Source organism: Flavobacterium sp. SLB02 (assembly GCF_009664855.1).
Classification (GTDB): Bacteria; Bacteroidota; Bacteroidia; order Flavobacteriales; family Flavobacteriaceae; genus Flavobacterium.
The window spans coordinates 1333473-1350321 of record NZ_CP045928.1 but is presented as its reverse complement, the minus strand read 5'-3'; the positions used below and the strand labels follow the sequence as shown (position 1 = coordinate 1350321).

Below are 16849 nucleotides of genomic sequence, written 5' to 3'. Positions count from 1 at the left end.
TAATTCAATTTTAAACTGATATCAAAATGATACGATAAGAAGTGCAAAATGAGAGACATAATAGTCATTTTGGCTAAGTTTTATAACCATGTAATAGATTTGTCATGCAAAAAAGCTTAGTCAGAAGAAAGATTATTTGAAGGTAAATGCTCGGAATTAATAAAAGCAGTAGGCAATTGGCATTAGAGAGCAGGTTTGATAGTATTAAATTCTTAGGAGCTTTTGAAATTCTTTTATTCAAGAATTGTGTTGTGGATTTTTTATCAATTTATAAAATGGAATTCTCCTTATTTTTAAATTACATCTATTGGTTTATATTAAATGTATTATCAATTTTAATTCTCTCATAAATGTAAAAGCACTACTTTTGTTTAATATTATTTAATAATCGTTAAACAAAATATATGATAGAGTCAATCATTGTAAAAATCGATAATGGTGTATTGAATGAAGTTCAGATCGATAGAATTATAGAAATGGCATGGGAAGACCGAACCCCTTTTGATGCGATAAAATTTCAATTTAATTTATCTGAAGCCGATGTGAAAGCTTTAATGAAGAAAGAATTAAAGTTTAGCAGTTACAAGTTATGGCGTGAAAGGGTTGAAAACTGCAATACAAAACACGCTGCAAAGAGAAACCAAGAAATTGACAGGTTTAAATGCAACAGGCAAAGGGCAATTTCAAATAATAAAATCTCTAAGCGTTAATAAAATATTCGACGATGATCAAAAAAGATAAACCCGATAATGTAGTATTTTCTACTGAGCATGGTTATAATGCAAGATTGCTGCCCTATGGCACAAGTGTTGGTGCACCTGTAATCAAAACAGATGACTTAGCAGGCTGGAAAAACATGGGCATAAATAAGGTAAACAAAGAATTTGAAAGTAAATTCAATGAACTAAAAATGCAATACCAGGATTTAATCCAGGAATTCCAGTGGAATGAATTGGTATACAATGCCAGATTTTCTTTTGAACCCATTGTTGGTGAAATATACCACTTATACAAAGATCCAGACGGTTCTAGTTTTCTCTCACTAATAGGCCCGAAAGAATGGAATAAGGAACATGTTGGTACTTTTAGACTTAACAGTGATAAAAAATGGATACTCATTGATTTGAAAAGTTCGATTTTTTAATAAAAACTTCAAGATAGTGGAAAACAAAATAAATTTTAAAACCAGTGATCTGGAAAAAATGGAGAAGCAGACTGCCGTGCATTTAATAAACAGTTTAGGCGGTTTTAAAAGTGTGGCTTTGGTTGGAACTTCTAATGGGCAGGGAAAGACCAATTTATCCATTTTTAATTCTTTTTTTCATATTGGAGCTAATCCGCCATTAATAGGCATGATTTTTCGCCCAAGTCCGCCAGAGCGTGATACTATGAGAAATATTATAGATACAGGATTCTATACCATTAATCATATCAACGAGCAGATCTACAAGAAGGCACATCAGACATCAGCGAGATACAACAAAGATATCTCAGAATTTGACGCTACAGGACTCAGTGCGGAATATAAAAATAACTTTCAAGCTCCTTTTGTGCTTCAAAGCAATATACAGTTAGGCATTGAATTTAAAGAAAAAATAGATATTTCAATCAATAATACCACTATGATTATAGGGGAAATAGTCCAGATTTTTATTCCTAAAGACTGCTTGTCTGATGATGGTTTTGTCAATTTGGAAAAAGCAGGTACTCTTACGTGTTCGGGTTTGGACAGCTATCATAAAACCCTGCAATTAGACCGGTTAAGCTATGCAAAGCCTGATAAGGAAATTACATCATTACTTAAAAGTTGAGCAAAAAAAGGATAAATATTATCTGGTTCAAACGTGATCTTCGTTTTGCAGATCACGACCCTCTTTTTATGGCGCAACAGCAAAATGTTCCTGTTGTTTTGGTTTATTTTTTTGAACCCTCAGTAATGGCTTGTGATGATTCTGATGCGCGTCATTGGCGGTTTGTTTATGAATCCTTACAGGAAATGCAGTCTAAATTAAAGTCAATTGACACGCAGATTTATTATTTTCATAACGAAGTCCAGATTGTTTTTGAGCACCTATACAGGCTGTATGATATTCAAAATGTGTTTTCGCATCAGGAAATTGGCAATAAGGTTACTTTTGACAGGGATATTGCCATGCAGTATTTTTTTGATGATCATAACATTCTTTGGAAACAGTTCCAGCTCCATGGGGTAATTAGAAAGTTGCGATCAAAACAAGATTGGGATAAGCGCTGGGAGCAAACAATGCGAGCAACTCCGAAAATGATTGACCTGAAAGCTTTTAAATTTGAAAATTTAGATCCTGATTTCTATCTAAAGCTAAAAGGAAGTACGCTTTGCAGTGAAATTGTCAGCCGAAATGAAAACTTCCAACAGGGTGGCGAATATTGGGCGTGGCGATATTTGAAAAGTTTTGCAAAAGATAGACACGTAAATTACAGCCGGCACATTTCCAAGCCCAGTTTAAGCAGAAAAGGCTGTAGCCGTCTATCTCCCTATTTAACTTACGGAAACATCAGTATGCGAATGGTGTATCAATATACCAATGAGTTTTATGAAACATCACCCAACAAAAGAGCCATGCTTAATTTTGTTTCAAGACTACACTGGCATTGCCACTTTATGCAAAAATTTGAAAGTGACTGCCAAATTGAATTTAAAAATATAAATAAGGATTACGATGCCTTGGTAAAACCTAAAAACGAAAGGTACATAAAAGCCTGGCAGGAAGGAAAAACCGGAGTTCCTATTGTTGATGCCTGCATGAGATGTTTAGTTCAAACGGGATATATCAACTTTAGAATGCGTGCGATGGTAGTTTCATTTTTCACATTCAATTTGTGGCAGGACTGGAGGGAACTCCATTTTCTTGCAAGACAGTTTTTAGATTACGAACCTGGGATTCATTATCCGCAAATTCAGATGCAGGCCGGTACAACAACAGGCAATACCATTAGAATTTATAATCCCATAAAAAACTCACAGCAGCACGATTCAGAAGGTGTTTTTATAAAAAAATGGCTTCCCGAACTTGCAGAGATTCCATCACAATTAATTCATGAACCATGGAAATTAAATCTTATTGAGCAGCAATTTTACAAATGCGAAATAGGTAAAGATTATCCAGAGCCTATAGTTGACATAGAAGAAACTCGGAAATATGCCAGTGATATTGTTTGGGGTTTTAGAAATAAACAAGAAAATGCGAGGAGTTAAAAAACAAAATCTGCCCACTAAAATCTGCATTGTCTGCCAGAGACCATTTGTATGGAGAAAAAAATGGGAAAAGGTTTGGGACGAAGTGAAATATTGCAGTGATAAATGCAGTAGCAGTAAATAATATGGAAACCAAAACTTTAAGACTCATTCTTGGAGATCAGTTAAATGGCAATCATTCCTGGTTTGAAACGATAGACAATTCAATAACCTATGTGATGATGGAAATACGCACAGAAACCGACTATGCCATACACCACATACAAAAAATAACGGCATTCTTTGCGGCAATGCGCCAGTTTTCCAATTTTCTAAGATCCAAAAAACACCATTGTATTTATCTGGAAATAAACGACAAAGACAATTTACAGTCTTTTGAGACCAATTTATCCTTTATCATAGAGAGAGATCATTACACAAGATTCGAATACCTGCTGCCCGATGAGTATCGCGTAGATACAGTATTACAAAAATTTACATCTCAGCTTGCTATTGCTTCCAAAGTTTACGATACCGAGCATTTTTTCAGTCCCCGTAATGAACTCGGAAAATTCTTTGAAGATAAAAAAACTTTTTTGATGGAAAGTTTTTATCGTGCCTTGCGAAAGAAACATCATGTACTAATGTCAGGAGACAACCCAATAACAGGTCAATGGAATTATGATCAGGAGAATAGAAAGAAACTGCCTAAAAATCATAAACCCGCTCCGCCTTTAGTCTTTAATAATGATGTTTCCCATATATTAGATGCCATTTTACAGAATGATTTAAACATAGTTATCCCTGGTCTAACCATCTGATTCTTTCTCAGCATAGGCACAACTTCAATCCCACTTAATGTTGGTTTGGACCATTCAAAATTTTTAAAACCTAAACCATTTAAAATCCTCCACTTTATAAAACCATGGTCCTATTCTACAATATTGCTGAGATATTTACACTGCCGGATTTTAATCTTTGACAGCGAACGCTTGTCATAGACTTTGATCGCTGCTGTATTAGAACTGCTTTCATTAATATTTATTTCTTGTGGTTTGTAGTTATCACTAATTGCTTAATTAGAAAAACCGAGCGCTCATTCTGTATCTTTTTCTGGTCAAAAGAAAGTCTACTGTATTGCCTAATTTATCTACTGCTCGATATAAATAACACCTAATATCTTTTACTTCGATATAGGTTTCATCCAATCTCCAGCTTGCCCCCACTTTGAACTTTCTCTTCTTGATCTTTGATTCAATGAAAGGTATAAATTTATAAACCCAGTGCTGAATCGTGTCATGATCCACAATCACGCCCCTTATCTTCATTATTTCCTCAACATCTCGATAACTTAAAGTAAACCTAAGCTTAAAATATAATGCCCGGAAAATAACAGACTTTGAATAGCAATGATCTTTGATATTCATTTTTAGATGGGTTTAAAATTATAAAGATAAAATTACTCCCAAATGCGACAGAACCCTTACCAATCCATATAACACTAAGTTTTAATCCAAGCACTTTTTCAATCCCCTTAAATCGAGTATATTTACCAAAAATAGGTTCGAAAAATTAGCCAATTTTGATTTTTACATGAACACATGTTAGCAGTAATTTTATGACTACTATACAAACATTAGAAAACATTCCTATCGAAAAACTTTTAGAAGTTTTCAATTTATCATTTTCAGACTACATAGTGCCATTTTGCTTGACAAAAGAACAACTCGAAGATAAAATAAAAAGCGACAGTATTACCCTTGAATTCTCCGTAGGCGCTTTCCAGGATAATCAATTAATTGCCTTCATACTTCACGGCTATGACCGTGTTGACCAATTGAAAATTGCTTATAATGCAGGAACAGGTGTAATTCCAACAAAAAGGGGAAATAAATTAACCACAAAAATGTACGAATATGTTTTACCCATTTTGCAGGCAAATGATATTGACAAGTTGTTGCTTGAAGTAATAACCACAAATGAGCGTGCAATAAAAACTTATAAGAACATTGGGTTCAAAATTATCCGAGAATTGAATTGTTATAAAGGAGCAATCAATATAACCAATAGAAAAAATGATTTTGAAATTCGCAAATTGGAAGAGTATAACTGGCAAAAACTTCAAACCTTTTGGGACTTAAAACCATCGTGGCAAAATTCGATTACAGCTCTTGAAAAACTGAAAAACTTCAACATTTCTCTGGGAATATATGATAATGAAAAATTGTTAGGATACACGATTTTTAATCCTAAACTAAAAAGAGTTCACCAACTTTCAGTTGACAAAAATTACAGAGGAAAAGGAGCTGGTCGGCAACTTTTAGAACACATCGCAAAAAATTATGGAAAGGATGTTTCTGCTACAAATATTGAAAATACTTCAAAAGAAACACTAAATTTCATGAAAATCATAGGAATTGATATTTTCATTAAACAATATGAAATGGAATTTCCTTTGAAGTAAAAACTAGCGCTTAATGATCGCTTCAGGATATCCAAACTAAATTTCTAGTGCCTTTAAAAGACAGACCATACTTAATAGTAAGACAATCTCTTCAAGTCCTCCATAAAATAATTTGAAATGTATTTTTTAGGGGCACCATAGCCAAAAGACGCCAATTGGCACCTTTTATTATTATAAAACTTTTTAATTTTTATTTCTCAAAAATAAAATAAGGCTTCTTATCAGCCCTCAGCCCTGATAGGAGCGAAATGCTTTGTAGCGGGATTCAGCTCAAAGATTGCAGTGTATAGGGGGAAGAGCTCCTGAAAAATAATTAATATAATATCCATAAAAAACAATATTACACCAAATACATAAAACAAAAAAGGCACCTCAATGTGAAGTGCCTTTATAAGTTAACCGTTATAGTTTAATTATGCTACGACTACGTTTACTGCATTTGGACCTTTACGGCCTTCTTCAACGTCATAACGTACTTCATCGTTTTCACGAATGTTTTCTGATAGACCTGAAGCATGAACAAAAACCTCGGCTCCTCCATTTTTAGGAGTTATGAATCCGAATCCTTTTTCTTCATTGAAAAATTTTACTGTACCTTCTTGCATTTTAATATATTTAATGTCGCAAATGTAGCTTAAAAAAAAATGATAACTTACTGAAATTGAGTTTTTTTTATTTAGAAAGTAAAACTTGTTCGAAGCCTTTTGCAGGATGCTTTCTGCAAAGCGTAATGGTATCTTCTAAATTTTCTTTACCGATAAATGCAACTTAATTATTACTTACTTAAATACCAACACCTTAAATTCTTTTTACTCTGTCAAAAAAATAAAAAATAGTTTGAAATAGTATAAGACTAACTTATCATTGGTCAAGTTTTTTTTAACATATAGCCCATATAACAGCCTTTTTTAAACTGCACTTCACCCTGCCATATTATTTATTTCCCCTTCCTATATAATGGATGGTAAAATGAAGTAAAAGAGCCCTGGAAATACGCATTATTGGGATCTGAAGTCCAAAACAAATAATAATAAAAATTCCCACCATCAGTTCCAAAGAAAGGCAGTAAGTCTCTTTCAAAAGAAACCCGACAAAAATCATTGGCACAAAAAGGATTAAGACTATAGGATAACTAATCCATAGCGCAGCGGAATAAAATCCGGGTTCAATGCGGAAATCCTGATTACAGTGCACACATTTCTCGGGCATTTTTAAAATGGATTTAAAAACAAAAAGTCCCGGCCTTGTAAATAAATTCCCCTTATAACACCGCGGACATTTTAAGGCAAAAATGTTGTATAATTTTGTTGTTTCTCTCATGGGTAAGGTAAATTATTATAATATAATCCAGACAGCCCCATAGGGACCCCCTGGATTAAGCAGCTAATGAAACATACTACATATTATCGACAACTGCCTGGCCGAATTCAGAACATTTCACCAGAGTTGCCCCTTGCATCAATCGCTCAAAATCATACGTAACGATTTTATTACCGATTGCCCCTTTTAGTCCTTTTATTATAAGATCAGCCGCATCCTGCCAGCCCATATACTCAAGCATCATCACCCCTGAAAGGATTTCAGAAGACGGATTTACCTTGTCAAGATCTTTATACTTAGGCGCCGTTCCGTGTGTAGCTTCAAAAATAGAAACCCCTGTGGCGTAATTTATGTTGGCTCCGGGCGCTATCCCAATTCCTCCCACTATAGCCGCCAGGGCATCTGAAATATAATCCCCGTTAAGATTCAGCGTAGCAATGACATCATACTGCTCAGGCCTTAATATGATCTGCTGTAAAAACGCATCTGCTATTACATCTTTTATAATCACCTTATGTCCATATTTTTCCATAATAAGCCACGGACCTCCCTCATACTCTTTGGCTCCAAACTCCTCTCTGGCCAGCTGATAGCCCCATTCTTTAAATTGCCCTTCGGTAAATTTCATGATGTTTCCTTTATGCACTAGGGTCACAGAATCTTTCCTGAAGTCAATGGCATGCTTGAGAGCCGCTCTGATAAGGCGCTGGCTTCCTTCTTTGGATACGGGTTTTATTCCAATGGATACCGAATTAGGAAATCGAATGTTTTTAACCCCCATCTCCTCAATAAGAAAGTCCTTCACCTTTTCCAGTTCCGGTGTTCCTGCCATCCATTCAATACCGGCATATATATCTTCTGTATTTTCCCTATAAATAATCATATCTACATTCTCGGGCGCTTTCACCGGAGAAGGAACTCCTTTGAACCACTTTACGGGTCTGACGCACGCATATAAATCCAGTTTTTGTCTCAGGGCAACATTCAGTGATCGCATCCCGCCACCAACCGGAGTGGTTAGCGGCCCTTTAATGGCAACTAAAAATTCCTCAATATCCCTAACTGTCTGATCCGGAAGCCAGTTTCCTGTCTTTTCAAAAGCCTTCTCACCAGCATATATTTCCTTCCATTGGATCTTTCTACTTGTGCCGTATGCCTTTTTAACCGCAGCATCAAAAACCAACCTGGACGCTTTCCAAATATCCGCCCCTATGCCGTCTCCTTCAATAAAAGGAATTATAGGATGGGAAGGCACAATGAGCCTTCCGTTTTGAATACTTATTTTATTTTCGTTCATCATATTGTAAATTTTTGAAAAAAAGTTCCACGCAGACTTTCCTTGATTCAACTTTATTTTCGTTATTTAACCTTTACTATCTGATTCTGTTTTATAGTGAAACAGAATCAGATAGTTTTACAAATATATAACATTTGTTATGTATTTAATTAATAAAAGTTATATTTGTTTTATGAAAGATTTCTTTTCCCAATTTGATTTCCAGAGTAACTTGCTCTTTGAAGACCTAACAGAGTCAGAAAATCACACCGTTAAAAACGCTATGGAATCCCTTATGATAAAAAAAGGCAGCATGCTTTTTTATGAAGGTGGTATCCCAACGGGTATCTATGAGATAAAACAGGGTAAAGCCAAAAAATTCAAACGCGGTTTTAGCGGTGAGGAGCAAATATTTTACATTTATACGCCACATGATGTACTGGGTTATCATGCCCTGCTTGGACAGGAAAGATACCAGGACTCGTGCGAGGCCCTGGAAGATCTAAAAGTAAACTTTATAGCTAAGGAAGATTTCCTCAGACTGCTCAGGGAAATTCCGGCCCTGCAGCAAAAACTCATTAAAAATATCGCTCACGAATTTGGTGTTCTGGCCAACATCATTGCTGTACTGGCACAAAAGAATCAGAATGCACGCCTGGCACTGTTTTTACTGTTATTGGAAAACAGGTTCAACCGAAACTCTCCAACCCTAAAAGGCATCGACCTTACACGTGATGACCTGGCGAACCTTATCGGAACATCACAGGAAAGCCTGGGCAGAAGCCTCAAACAATTCAAGGAACTAGGCTGTATCGAAATAGATAAAAGGAATATTTACATCAAAGACAAAAAGCAACTAGAGGAATTATTGCAAGTAAAAATAAACTAATTTTTTAATCAAGTAGCATTAAACCTGCTGCTGTATCCTAAAGCTATTTGCTTTTAAACTGCACTATACGTCTTCTGTATTTCCTTTGCAATAAAAAGGCATTGAACATGATCCTGTCATATAAGAGTCCTAAAAGCAAAGCCATAACTGCTATAAATAAAACATGCAATCCCATATTAGAATAAAAAATTCCACCGGTAATTCCACCTATAAAGAAAAAACTGATAATGGTCATTCGTAATTTTATCGAGACAAACAGTTTTTTTCTAAAAGAATCTTCATGATAAAAAAACAGTTGGGATAATTCGATTCCAAGATCTGTAAAAAGCCCTGTCAGGTGTGTTGTTCTTACAGTAGCATTAGATATTTTTGTGACCAAAGAATTCTGTAAACCCATTGAAAATAATAATATATAGGCTATAAAGTCAGGACTCTTTACAATTAACTGCTCTGCAAAGACAGCAATCCCGAACAAAATTATGCTTTCAATTGCTGTTGGAATTACATAACTGTATTTTTCATTTTTTCGCAAGAGAAACTCAACGATTAAACTTGAAAAAAAAGATCCCAGGAAAAAAAAGAAGATATATAAAAAGTAAATAAATCCCTGCTTGAAATTAAGCTTAAAAATCTCATCTACAAAAAAAGCAAAGTGTCCTGTAACATTGGTCGTTAATTTTTGAACTGCCAAAAAACCCGCTACATTTACCAGTCCTGCCACAAAGGATAATAAAGAGGCAATTTTAAGATTATGTCTTAGATTTCTTTTGTTTCCCTGATGTTTGAACATTGTATTTTAGTATTTTATAATCCTTAAATTATAATTAATTCTGAACGATAAAATTCCACTTAAACTAAGTAATATATAAACTCTCAGCAAAAAAATGGTATAACAGATAAACGATCTATTGATCTTAATTATTAGCTAAAAAAGTAATCGTATCTGGTAGATTTTCTTTATTGCTAAATGCTGCAATAAACTCTTGTAATTCAGCAGTGGTTTTAAATGGGATTTCAAAAAAATTGATATAGTATTATCCTGATCCAAAATACGTATAATTTTAAATATATTCTTAGAAATTAAACTTTTATTTAATTATAATCGAGTTTGTTTGCTAGTATCCAGTTCCTTTGAACTTTCCGTTTTATATCATCCATGGCAAGTGTTTTTTTATATACCTGAAAATAAATCTGTAAAATGAAACTAATTATAATCTTTGCCTAGCTTAATTTTGTATTTTAATATACAATATAAAGTAGCTGGTAAATATTTAGGTTAATGACTTTTTTTACAACAACACCTCGCAAAGGAAATAATGACATTTAAAAATGGACTACAAAAGGATTGCAAAAAAAATAATAGACCTAAGAAACGCGGATTTAGCATTGAGAGATCAACTCATTGAAAACGGACAGCTAAGCGAAGGTTATAACCAAGAAATGAAGCAATTGCATAACTGAAATGCTAAAACATTAAACGAAATAATTGACGCTGCTGGCTATCCGACAATAGAGAAAGTTGTTAAAGAAGCAAACCAAGCGACCTGGTTGATAATACAGGGCTCAATCGGACAGCCTGAATTTATGAAAAAGTGCGCTAAAGAATTGGAAATTGCCGTTAATCAAAACAAGGCAGACGCGAAAAATTTGGCTTATTTGCTTGACCGAATAGCAGTTCTTGAAGACAAACCACAACTTTACGGAACTCAATTTGACTGGAATGAAAATGGGATTCTAAGCCCAAATAAGTTTGACAACATAATCAAAGTAAACCAGAGAAGAAAATCCATTGGACTTAACACCCTTGAGCAGCAAACAAATATTATCCGTAAACGAGTACAGGACTAAAAGCAAAAACCACCCCCTGACTTTGAAAGACGCAAGCAAGAAATGGAAGAATGGAAAAAAAGTGTTGGATGGAAAAAATAAAATAGCCACTAAAATGGTTTTTGCCTTCAGCGGGGTTGACGCGTCAAAAGGAGGTTATCTTCCAGAGTTTAAAAATCGTGAAATGACCATAAATACTAATTTAGCTTCTTCTTTTTTATCAAATGAAAATCCAAATCCTACTTATCTTAGGCACAATACTACTATCTGAAAGACTTATTAAACAAATTATTACCCGACTTACCATAAGTGGCTTATAGTAGAATACCTTTTTGAGTTTGGACAGGTTTGGCTATATCCTTCATGACCAATTATCTCTTTTAAATCTATTTCTATAGTGCTGCTAATAAAAAGTATTGGAACATCATTTGCTAATCCTTTGAAAGTATTTTTAATATTTCTATAAATGCAACGCTTTTTTACTTATATCTTGCTTATATTTATGAGATGAAAGCAATTCCAGACCAAAATAATCATATTGTTGTAGTGGGTACATCAGCAGGCGGAATGAAAGCCTTGATAAAGTTGGTGGAACAGCTTCCAAAAGATTTCCCTGCTCCCCTTTTAATTGTTCAACACATCTCGGCAGATGCAACTGGAGATGCACTGCTAAATTCACTTAATAAAATTGGCAAACTCAAATGCATCCACGCCAAGCAGGGAAATAAGATTGAGTCTGGTCACCTTTATCTTGCCCCTTCTGATCATCACCTTATGATTGAAAAAGATGGTACGCTTTTAGTAACCAAAGGTGCTCAGGAAAATCGTTCCCGCCCTGCGATCGATCCTTTGTTCAGATCAGCAGCAGCATCTTTTGGAAACAGGACAATTGGGATCCTTCTAACAGGTTATCTTGATGATGGTACAGCGGGTCTAATCACCATTCAAAGGTGCAAAGGCATCACCATAATACAGGATCCTGCAGATGCGGATTATCCTGATATGCCCAAAAATGCACTAAATCAAATCAAGCCGGATTATTGTATACCCATCGCAGAGATGGGCGGAGTGCTTTCAACTCTTATGACAAGAAAAACCGGCAAACAGTCGGTAATTCCAGAAGACATTCTAAAGGAAGTTAAAATTGCCCAGCGTGTATTAAGCGATCTGCCTTCGGTTAATTCTCTGGGAGAACAGGTTCCTTTTAACTGCCCAGGCTGTGGAGGTGTTTTATGGAAAATAGATAAAGGCTCCAGTCTGAGATATCGTTGTCATACCGGTCATGCCTATACTGCTATTACTTTACTCGCAGAACAAACAGAAAAAATTGAAGAGACCATGTGGACCGCTCTTAGAATGTTTGAAGAAAGAAAAAATCTTCTCACCACTATTGCCAACGGTCAAAAAGGCGCAATGGCAAATTCTGCCAACGAAAGGGCAAAAATGTCACAGGTTCATATCGACAGGATAAGGGCTATTTTATTAGCTGATGATAAATCAAGTGAGAGTGATTCTCCTGTATAGGAGCAATGTGTCTGTGCCAATTATTGTCAATTCTGTTTCCTGATACAGAAGATAGAAACTAGACAATACCTATTGAAGCCATTAATCCCGATGATTTCAGAGTATGTTATCTTACAGTATTATTTTCTGCAGAGTTAATAAACCCCAATGTAGACATAGCTACACCTCTACTGGATATTGGTAAAGACAAAGTCAGTTGCAGTGACTGTGGCATTTACACGCCCATCTATAGTCAATTCAGTTTACTAAAGGATTCTCAATAGTACCACTGACCGAATACCCGCTGGCGGTGGCATAGATTAAAACTGAACTATAGTTTGCCAAACCTGTACCGCTTACATTTAAGTAAGCCCTAGCAGTTTCACTAGTGCTACTTATCATTGCAATGGTCAACACCTGTAACAGCACCCGAATTTATGGCATCAAAAGCTGCCTTTAAAGTAGTGTAGTTTCCACCCGTACCAAACGTTACAGATGACAAAGCAAGATTACTGCATTCATAATTCTTTCTTTCCCGTATGGTCATTGCAGAGAAAAAATTCAAAAGAAAAACAAATAAAAAAACAGAGGTAGAAATAGGTAGCTTATCTTTTAAAAAGGTACTAATTGCTTTTCCTTTACTTAAAAGAAGCATTAGATTTTTCATGATAATCAGAAGGGAGTTTAAGCCTGGGTGCAAGTCTTACCTTTTAGATACTTTATCTTATAAAAAAGCTCGCAATATGCTTTTAATCAGTCAAATATATTCTTTTATCGATAGATTCAATCATAATTTTCATAAGTTTATTCTTATTCTACCAAACAATCAAATAAAACACTAACAATGAATTACTTAACCATAAAACATTTAGTCAAAGGTAAGTTTTTAACTATTAAAGGTTCACTTTCTGATTTTGCATAAATTATAATGATATATTTACAGTCAGACAGATAAAAAGATCTTTGTTGCTGTCATTAAATTAATGCAACCGATAGCCAACCGAGCCATTAATTCATAGTACTATGATTAATTCCTAATAAAAAACAATAGCACTCAATTTATAGTTATGAATCAAGAAGAACCTAAATACGTAATTGCAATTGGTGCGTCGGCGGGCGGCATGGAAGAAATAAATACTTTTTTTGAACATACCTCACTTGACGGTGTTGCCTATGTGATTGTTCAGCATTTGTCATCCGATTTCAAAAGCGGTATGGTCGAATTATTGTCAAGACACAGTCAGCTCGCTGTTAAGGAAGCTATACAGGGTATAGCCCTATGCACCAATGTCGTTTATCTTATTCCCAACGATAAATTCATGACCATCAAAAACAATCGGCTCTATCTAAGCGATAAAAATAAGCTTCTTGGCCCGCACTTGACAATTAATGCTTTTTTTAATTCACTTGCACAGGACAAGGGTAAAAGGGCCATTGGAATCATACTCTCGGGTATGGGCTCAGACGGCAGCGAAGGGATTAAATCAATTAAAGAAGCTGGGGGAATGGTAATTGCCCGAAATCCTGAATTTACTGAATTTACCAGCATGCCTACAAATGCGATAGCAACAGATATGGTTGATTTCATTCTGGAGCCTGAATTCATGCCACAAGCCATAGCATCTTATGTCAAGCACAGTGAAGAAATTTTAGATGGCGACAAATCTGACCAAAACGCCATCATTGAAATTCTTTCCTATATCCGGGAGAAACTGCCGTTTGATTTTTCGGATTATAAGCTGACAACTATACTTCGCCGGTCAAAAAGAAGAGCTGCTTCACTAAACATTTACGATCTTGAAAAATACCTGATTTTTTTAAAAAACAATCCCCAAGAGCTCAAGGCGTTGGCCAAGGATTTTCTGATCAGTGTCACGTCATTTTTTAGAGACGCTGATGGTTTTGAAGTAATCCAAAATGAGGTTTTGCCGCAATTGCTGGAAAACCTAAAGCCCCATGAGGAAATCAAGTTGTGGATAGCTGGTTGTGCCACAGGTGAAGAGGCGTACTCTATTGCAATTTTGCTCAGGGAGCTTCTGGAAGAAAAATCAAAGGAGACTACCGTAAAGATTTTTGCTACTGATATTGATGGTCCTGCTCTGACTTATGCAGCAAAAGGAGTTTACCCCGCCGATAAGATAAAGGGTGTGAGCCCTGAGAGGCTAAAGAAGTATTTTGATTTAAAGGCAAATAATTATGTTGTGAAACCAGAAATTAGAAAAATGCTCATATTTGCACAGCATGATCTGGTCAAAAATCCACCTTATTGCAACATGCATTTTATAAGCTGCCGCAATATACTCATTTACATGTCCCCTGTTCTTCAGAAAAAAATATATGCAATGCTGCTGTTCGGTCTCAGGACAAATGGTTATTTATTTTTGGGATCAAGTGAAAATCCCCTGACAATAATGGGCAGCCTGGGAGTCATCAATAAAAAATGGCGGATTTATAAAAACCTTAAACACAAACGCGTAGTTAGTTTTGACACATTTGCACTGCCCGAACTTTCTGATACCAGATCTTCCTTATCTTTAAAAGAAGATATTGTTCCATCTTTAAATCACTCATTGAGCGAAACAGCCGTAGCAGCACTGACAAAACAAATGGGATCTTTGGTAATATGCGTGAATTGTGAAAATACAGTAATAAAATCCTATGGAGATACTTCAAAATACCTGCTGCCACAAAACTTCAATACCAACCTGGTAGAGTTATTGCCCAGGCCACTGGCTCTAGCATACAGCACTTTAAGTAAAAAAACTTTAAAAAATCAACACAGCACAAATGTAAAGGGAATATTAATAAAGCACAATGATGCTGTTATGGAGGTAAGTATTTCTATAACGCCAATCATTATTGACAATAGCCGACAAAAGGGATTGATGATTGTTTTTAGTGATGATACCCTGGTGAGTAATGCCAAAAACAAGTATCCTGTCTTTGAAGAAATCGCTTATAACAACGAGTATACCACCGTTTTGGCAGAAGAGCTCAAAGAAACAAAAAATAAACTTAATGCTGCTTATGATAAATTGGATGCTTCAAATGAGAATATGCAGTCTTTTAACGAAGAGTTAATATCTGCAAATGAGGAAATGCAAAGTACAAATGAGGAAATGCAGTCCGTTAATGAAGAACTACATACCATAAATACCGATTACCAATTAAAAAACAAGGAACTTCTTGAAATCAATGATGATCTAAATAATTATTTCAGGAGCAATATCAATGGGCAGTTATTTATTGACAACGAATTAAGGTTACTTAAATTTTCTCCTGGAGCTGTAAAACATATTAACCTTCTTGACTCTGATATCGGAAGGCCTATAAGCCATATTTCCACAAATATTAAATTTGAGACAATATTAGAAGACACAAAATTAGTACTGGAAAAAGGGGTTGTTATCAGCAAGGAAATTGAATCCAACAATGGAAAATTCTATCAGATAATGATTATGCCTTACCTACAGTCCAGTAATCGAAATAATGGTGCAATTATCACTTTCAACGAAATTACTGAATTGAAAATTACACAGTCTGAACTTTATAAAAAAAATCAAAGCTTAACCCGTATTAATAATGATCTGGATCATTTCATTCATGCGGCATCTCATGACCTATTGGCGCCCCTGGGACATATTGAAAGCAGTATAGAAATGCTCAATGATTTAAAAATAGAGGATAGTGATCTCTCGGATTATTTAGTGATTATCAACAGTTCTGTTAAAACTTTCCGTTCCCTTATAAAGGATATTGCAGTGATTGCAAAGGTAGAAAGCGATATAATTGTTACAGAAAAAGTAAACCTGAATGAAATTATAGACAATATAGAATGGGGCCTTAAAGATAAAATTGCCATCACAGATGCAAAAATTATTCGCAAATTACATATAAGCGAGATCGTATATTCTAAAAAAAACATGAGAAGCATACTCTATAACCTGATCGCAAATGCGGTGAAATTTCGTAGTGAAAAATCACCCCTGATAACTATCAGCACTTTCCAGGAAGGGAGTTATAATGTCTTGACTGTACAAGATAATGGCAAGGGAATTCCCGATGGGGGCTTAATTAAAATTTTTGATATGTATGGAAGGCTGCATCAGGATATTGAAGGCAGCGGAATTGGTCTTTACTTAGCAAAAAAAATTATTAATGCTGCAGGAGGAAATATTATTGTTGAAAGCGAACTTGAAAAAGGAACAAAATTTAGCATTTACATGAGTCAGGAAACTTTAATAGAAGAATGAACATCGGATCATTTGAAGGATAATAAATTCATTTTTAGCCATTGATCAAAATTGTAATTATACTGGTTATGTAATGGCCTGTTAAAAATTATAAATTAGCTCA

General features: G+C 35.1%; 18 protein-coding genes. 12 read left to right on the top strand and 6 right to left on the bottom strand.

The window, feature by feature from the left end; genetic code table 11:
- Nucleotides 1-404: 404 nt before the first annotated feature.
- Genes GIY83_RS05480 through GIY83_RS05455 form a run of 6 tightly spaced genes read left to right on the top strand, consistent with a single transcriptional unit; the run spans nucleotide 405 to nucleotide 4035 of the window.
- A complete protein-coding gene (locus tag GIY83_RS05480) occupies nucleotides 405-710 on the top strand; it encodes a TIGR03643 family protein (RefSeq protein WP_208685458.1) in 306 nt (101 codons plus the stop codon).
- 17 nt (nucleotides 711-727) lie between these two features.
- The gene (locus tag GIY83_RS05475; protein ID WP_208687107.1) at nucleotides 728-1144 is read left to right on the top strand and encodes a DUF2452 domain-containing protein; all 417 of its coding nucleotides are present in this window, start codon (nucleotides 728-730) and stop codon (nucleotides 1142-1144) included.
- Nucleotides 1145-1160: 16 nt separating this feature from the next.
- Nucleotides 1161-1811 (top strand): flavin reductase family protein, encoded by a 651-nt coding sequence (locus tag GIY83_RS05470; RefSeq protein WP_229029227.1) that lies wholly within the window; start codon nucleotides 1161-1163, stop codon nucleotides 1809-1811.
- Nucleotides 1808-3235, top strand: coding sequence for a cryptochrome/deoxyribodipyrimidine photo-lyase family protein (locus GIY83_RS05465; protein ID WP_208685456.1), 1428 nt, complete (start codon nucleotides 1808-1810; stop codon nucleotides 3233-3235). Before GIY83_RS05470 ends, GIY83_RS05465 begins: the two co-directional genes overlap by 4 nt.
- Nucleotides 3180-3359, top strand: a complete 180-nt coding sequence (locus tag GIY83_RS05460; protein ID WP_370514237.1) for a DUF2256 domain-containing protein — start codon at nucleotides 3180-3182, stop codon at nucleotides 3357-3359. Before GIY83_RS05465 ends, GIY83_RS05460 begins: the two co-directional genes overlap by 56 nt.
- A 1-nt stretch (nucleotide 3360) precedes the next feature.
- A complete protein-coding gene (locus tag GIY83_RS05455; protein WP_229029226.1) occupies nucleotides 3361-4035 on the top strand; it encodes a cryptochrome/photolyase family protein in 675 nt (224 codons plus the stop codon).
- A gap of 258 nt (nucleotides 4036-4293) precedes the next feature.
- On the opposite strand, the gene GIY83_RS05450 is transcribed toward GIY83_RS05455, so the two are convergent.
- Complete coding sequence (locus tag GIY83_RS05450) at nucleotides 4294-4641, bottom strand: DDE-type integrase/transposase/recombinase (protein ID WP_208685450.1); 348 nt, start codon at nucleotides 4639-4641, stop codon at nucleotides 4294-4296.
- A 191-nt stretch (nucleotides 4642-4832) separates the two neighbouring features.
- On the opposite strand from GIY83_RS05450, the gene GIY83_RS05445 reads away from it, so the two are divergent.
- The gene (locus tag GIY83_RS05445; RefSeq protein ID WP_208685448.1) at nucleotides 4833-5678 is read left to right on the top strand and encodes a GNAT family N-acetyltransferase; all 846 of its coding nucleotides are present in this window, start codon (nucleotides 4833-4835) and stop codon (nucleotides 5676-5678) included.
- Nucleotides 5679-6091: 413 nt separating this feature from the next.
- Here the strand turns inward: GIY83_RS05445 and GIY83_RS05440 are convergent, their stop codons facing one another.
- The 3 genes from GIY83_RS05440 to icd form a co-directional block, all read right to left on the bottom strand.
- Nucleotides 6092-6283 (bottom strand): cold-shock protein, encoded by a 192-nt coding sequence (locus GIY83_RS05440; RefSeq protein ID WP_194617527.1) that lies wholly within the window; start codon nucleotides 6281-6283, stop codon nucleotides 6092-6094.
- 328 nt (nucleotides 6284-6611) lie between these two features.
- Nucleotides 6612-6887 (bottom strand): DUF983 domain-containing protein, encoded by a 276-nt coding sequence (locus GIY83_RS05435; protein WP_229029308.1) that lies wholly within the window; start codon nucleotides 6885-6887, stop codon nucleotides 6612-6614.
- A gap of 187 nt (nucleotides 6888-7074) precedes the next feature.
- Nucleotides 7075-8295 carry an NADP-dependent isocitrate dehydrogenase gene (gene icd / locus GIY83_RS05430; protein WP_370514263.1) on the bottom strand — a complete coding sequence of 407 codons (1221 nt, stop codon included), beginning with the start codon at nucleotides 8293-8295 and terminating at the stop codon, nucleotides 7075-7077.
- A gap of 262 nt (nucleotides 8296-8557) precedes the next feature.
- Between icd and GIY83_RS05425 the strand changes: the two genes are divergently transcribed.
- A complete protein-coding gene (locus tag GIY83_RS05425; protein ID WP_229029225.1) occupies nucleotides 8558-9163 on the top strand; it encodes a Crp/Fnr family transcriptional regulator in 606 nt (201 codons plus the stop codon).
- 43 nt (nucleotides 9164-9206) lie between these two features.
- Here GIY83_RS05425 and GIY83_RS05420 read toward each other — a convergent pair whose 3' ends face one another.
- Nucleotides 9207-9953, bottom strand: coding sequence for a YoaK family protein (locus GIY83_RS05420; protein ID WP_208685441.1), 747 nt, complete (start codon nucleotides 9951-9953; stop codon nucleotides 9207-9209).
- A gap of 692 nt (nucleotides 9954-10645) precedes the next feature.
- Here GIY83_RS05420 and GIY83_RS24870 point away from each other — a divergent pair.
- The 3 genes from GIY83_RS24870 (at nucleotide 10646) to GIY83_RS05405 (ending at nucleotide 12514) form a co-directional block, all read left to right on the top strand.
- A complete protein-coding gene (locus GIY83_RS24870; RefSeq protein ID WP_370514262.1) occupies nucleotides 10646-11011 on the top strand; it encodes a DUF6624 domain-containing protein in 366 nt (121 codons plus the stop codon).
- 22 nt (nucleotides 11012-11033) lie between these two features.
- Nucleotides 11034-11261, top strand: coding sequence for a hypothetical protein (locus tag GIY83_RS05410; protein ID WP_208687270.1), 228 nt, complete (start codon nucleotides 11034-11036; stop codon nucleotides 11259-11261).
- Between the two features lie 236 nt (nucleotides 11262-11497).
- A complete protein-coding gene (locus GIY83_RS05405; RefSeq protein WP_208685440.1) occupies nucleotides 11498-12514 on the top strand; it encodes a chemotaxis protein CheB in 1017 nt (338 codons plus the stop codon).
- A 370-nt stretch (nucleotides 12515-12884) separates the two neighbouring features.
- On the opposite strand, the gene GIY83_RS05400 is transcribed toward GIY83_RS05405, so the two are convergent.
- A complete protein-coding gene (locus GIY83_RS05400) occupies nucleotides 12885-13160 on the bottom strand; it encodes a hypothetical protein (RefSeq protein ID WP_208685439.1) in 276 nt (91 codons plus the stop codon).
- Nucleotides 13161-13560: 400 nt separating this feature from the next.
- Between GIY83_RS05400 and GIY83_RS05395 the strand changes: the two genes are divergently transcribed.
- On the top strand, nucleotides 13561-16746 hold the full coding sequence (locus tag GIY83_RS05395; protein WP_208685438.1) for a CheR family methyltransferase: 3186 nt from the start codon (nucleotides 13561-13563) through the stop codon (nucleotides 16744-16746).
- Nucleotides 16747-16849 lie beyond the last annotated feature (103 nt).

What these genes read in the sequence shown, in the direction of transcription:
- GIY83_RS05455 (WP_229029226.1), top strand. Translation starts at nt 3,361, where the DNA reads ATGGAAACCAAAACTTTAAGACTCATTCTTGGAGATCAGTTAAATGGC.
- GIY83_RS05435 (WP_229029308.1), bottom strand. Translation starts at nt 6,887, where the DNA reads ATGCCCGAGAAATGTGTGCACTGTAATCAGGATTTCCGCATTGAACCC.
- GIY83_RS05400 (WP_208685439.1), bottom strand. Translation starts at nt 13,160, where the DNA reads ATGAAAAATCTAATGCTTCTTTTAAGTAAAGGAAAAGCAATTAGTACC.
- GIY83_RS05450 (WP_208685450.1), bottom strand. Translation starts at nt 4,641, where the DNA reads ATGAATATCAAAGATCATTGCTATTCAAAGTCTGTTATTTTCCGGGCA.
- GIY83_RS05405 (WP_208685440.1), top strand. Translation starts at nt 11,498, where the DNA reads ATGAAAGCAATTCCAGACCAAAATAATCATATTGTTGTAGTGGGTACA.
- GIY83_RS05425 (WP_229029225.1), top strand. Translation starts at nt 8,558, where the DNA reads ATGGAATCCCTTATGATAAAAAAAGGCAGCATGCTTTTTTATGAAGGT.
- icd (WP_370514263.1), bottom strand. Translation starts at nt 8,295, where the DNA reads ATGAACGAAAATAAAATAAGTATTCAAAACGGAAGGCTCATTGTGCCT.
- GIY83_RS05460 (WP_370514237.1), top strand. Translation starts at nt 3,180, where the DNA reads ATGCCAGTGATATTGTTTGGGGTTTTAGAAATAAACAAGAAAATGCGA.
- GIY83_RS05395 (WP_208685438.1), top strand. Translation starts at nt 13,561, where the DNA reads ATGAATCAAGAAGAACCTAAATACGTAATTGCAATTGGTGCGTCGGCG.
- GIY83_RS05480 (WP_208685458.1), top strand. Translation starts at nt 405, where the DNA reads ATGATAGAGTCAATCATTGTAAAAATCGATAATGGTGTATTGAATGAA.
- GIY83_RS05420 (WP_208685441.1), bottom strand. Translation starts at nt 9,953, where the DNA reads ATGTTCAAACATCAGGGAAACAAAAGAAATCTAAGACATAATCTTAAA.
- GIY83_RS05445 (WP_208685448.1), top strand. Translation starts at nt 4,833, where the DNA reads ATGACTACTATACAAACATTAGAAAACATTCCTATCGAAAAACTTTTA.
- GIY83_RS05440 (WP_194617527.1), bottom strand. Translation starts at nt 6,283, where the DNA reads ATGCAAGAAGGTACAGTAAAATTTTTCAATGAAGAAAAAGGATTCGGA.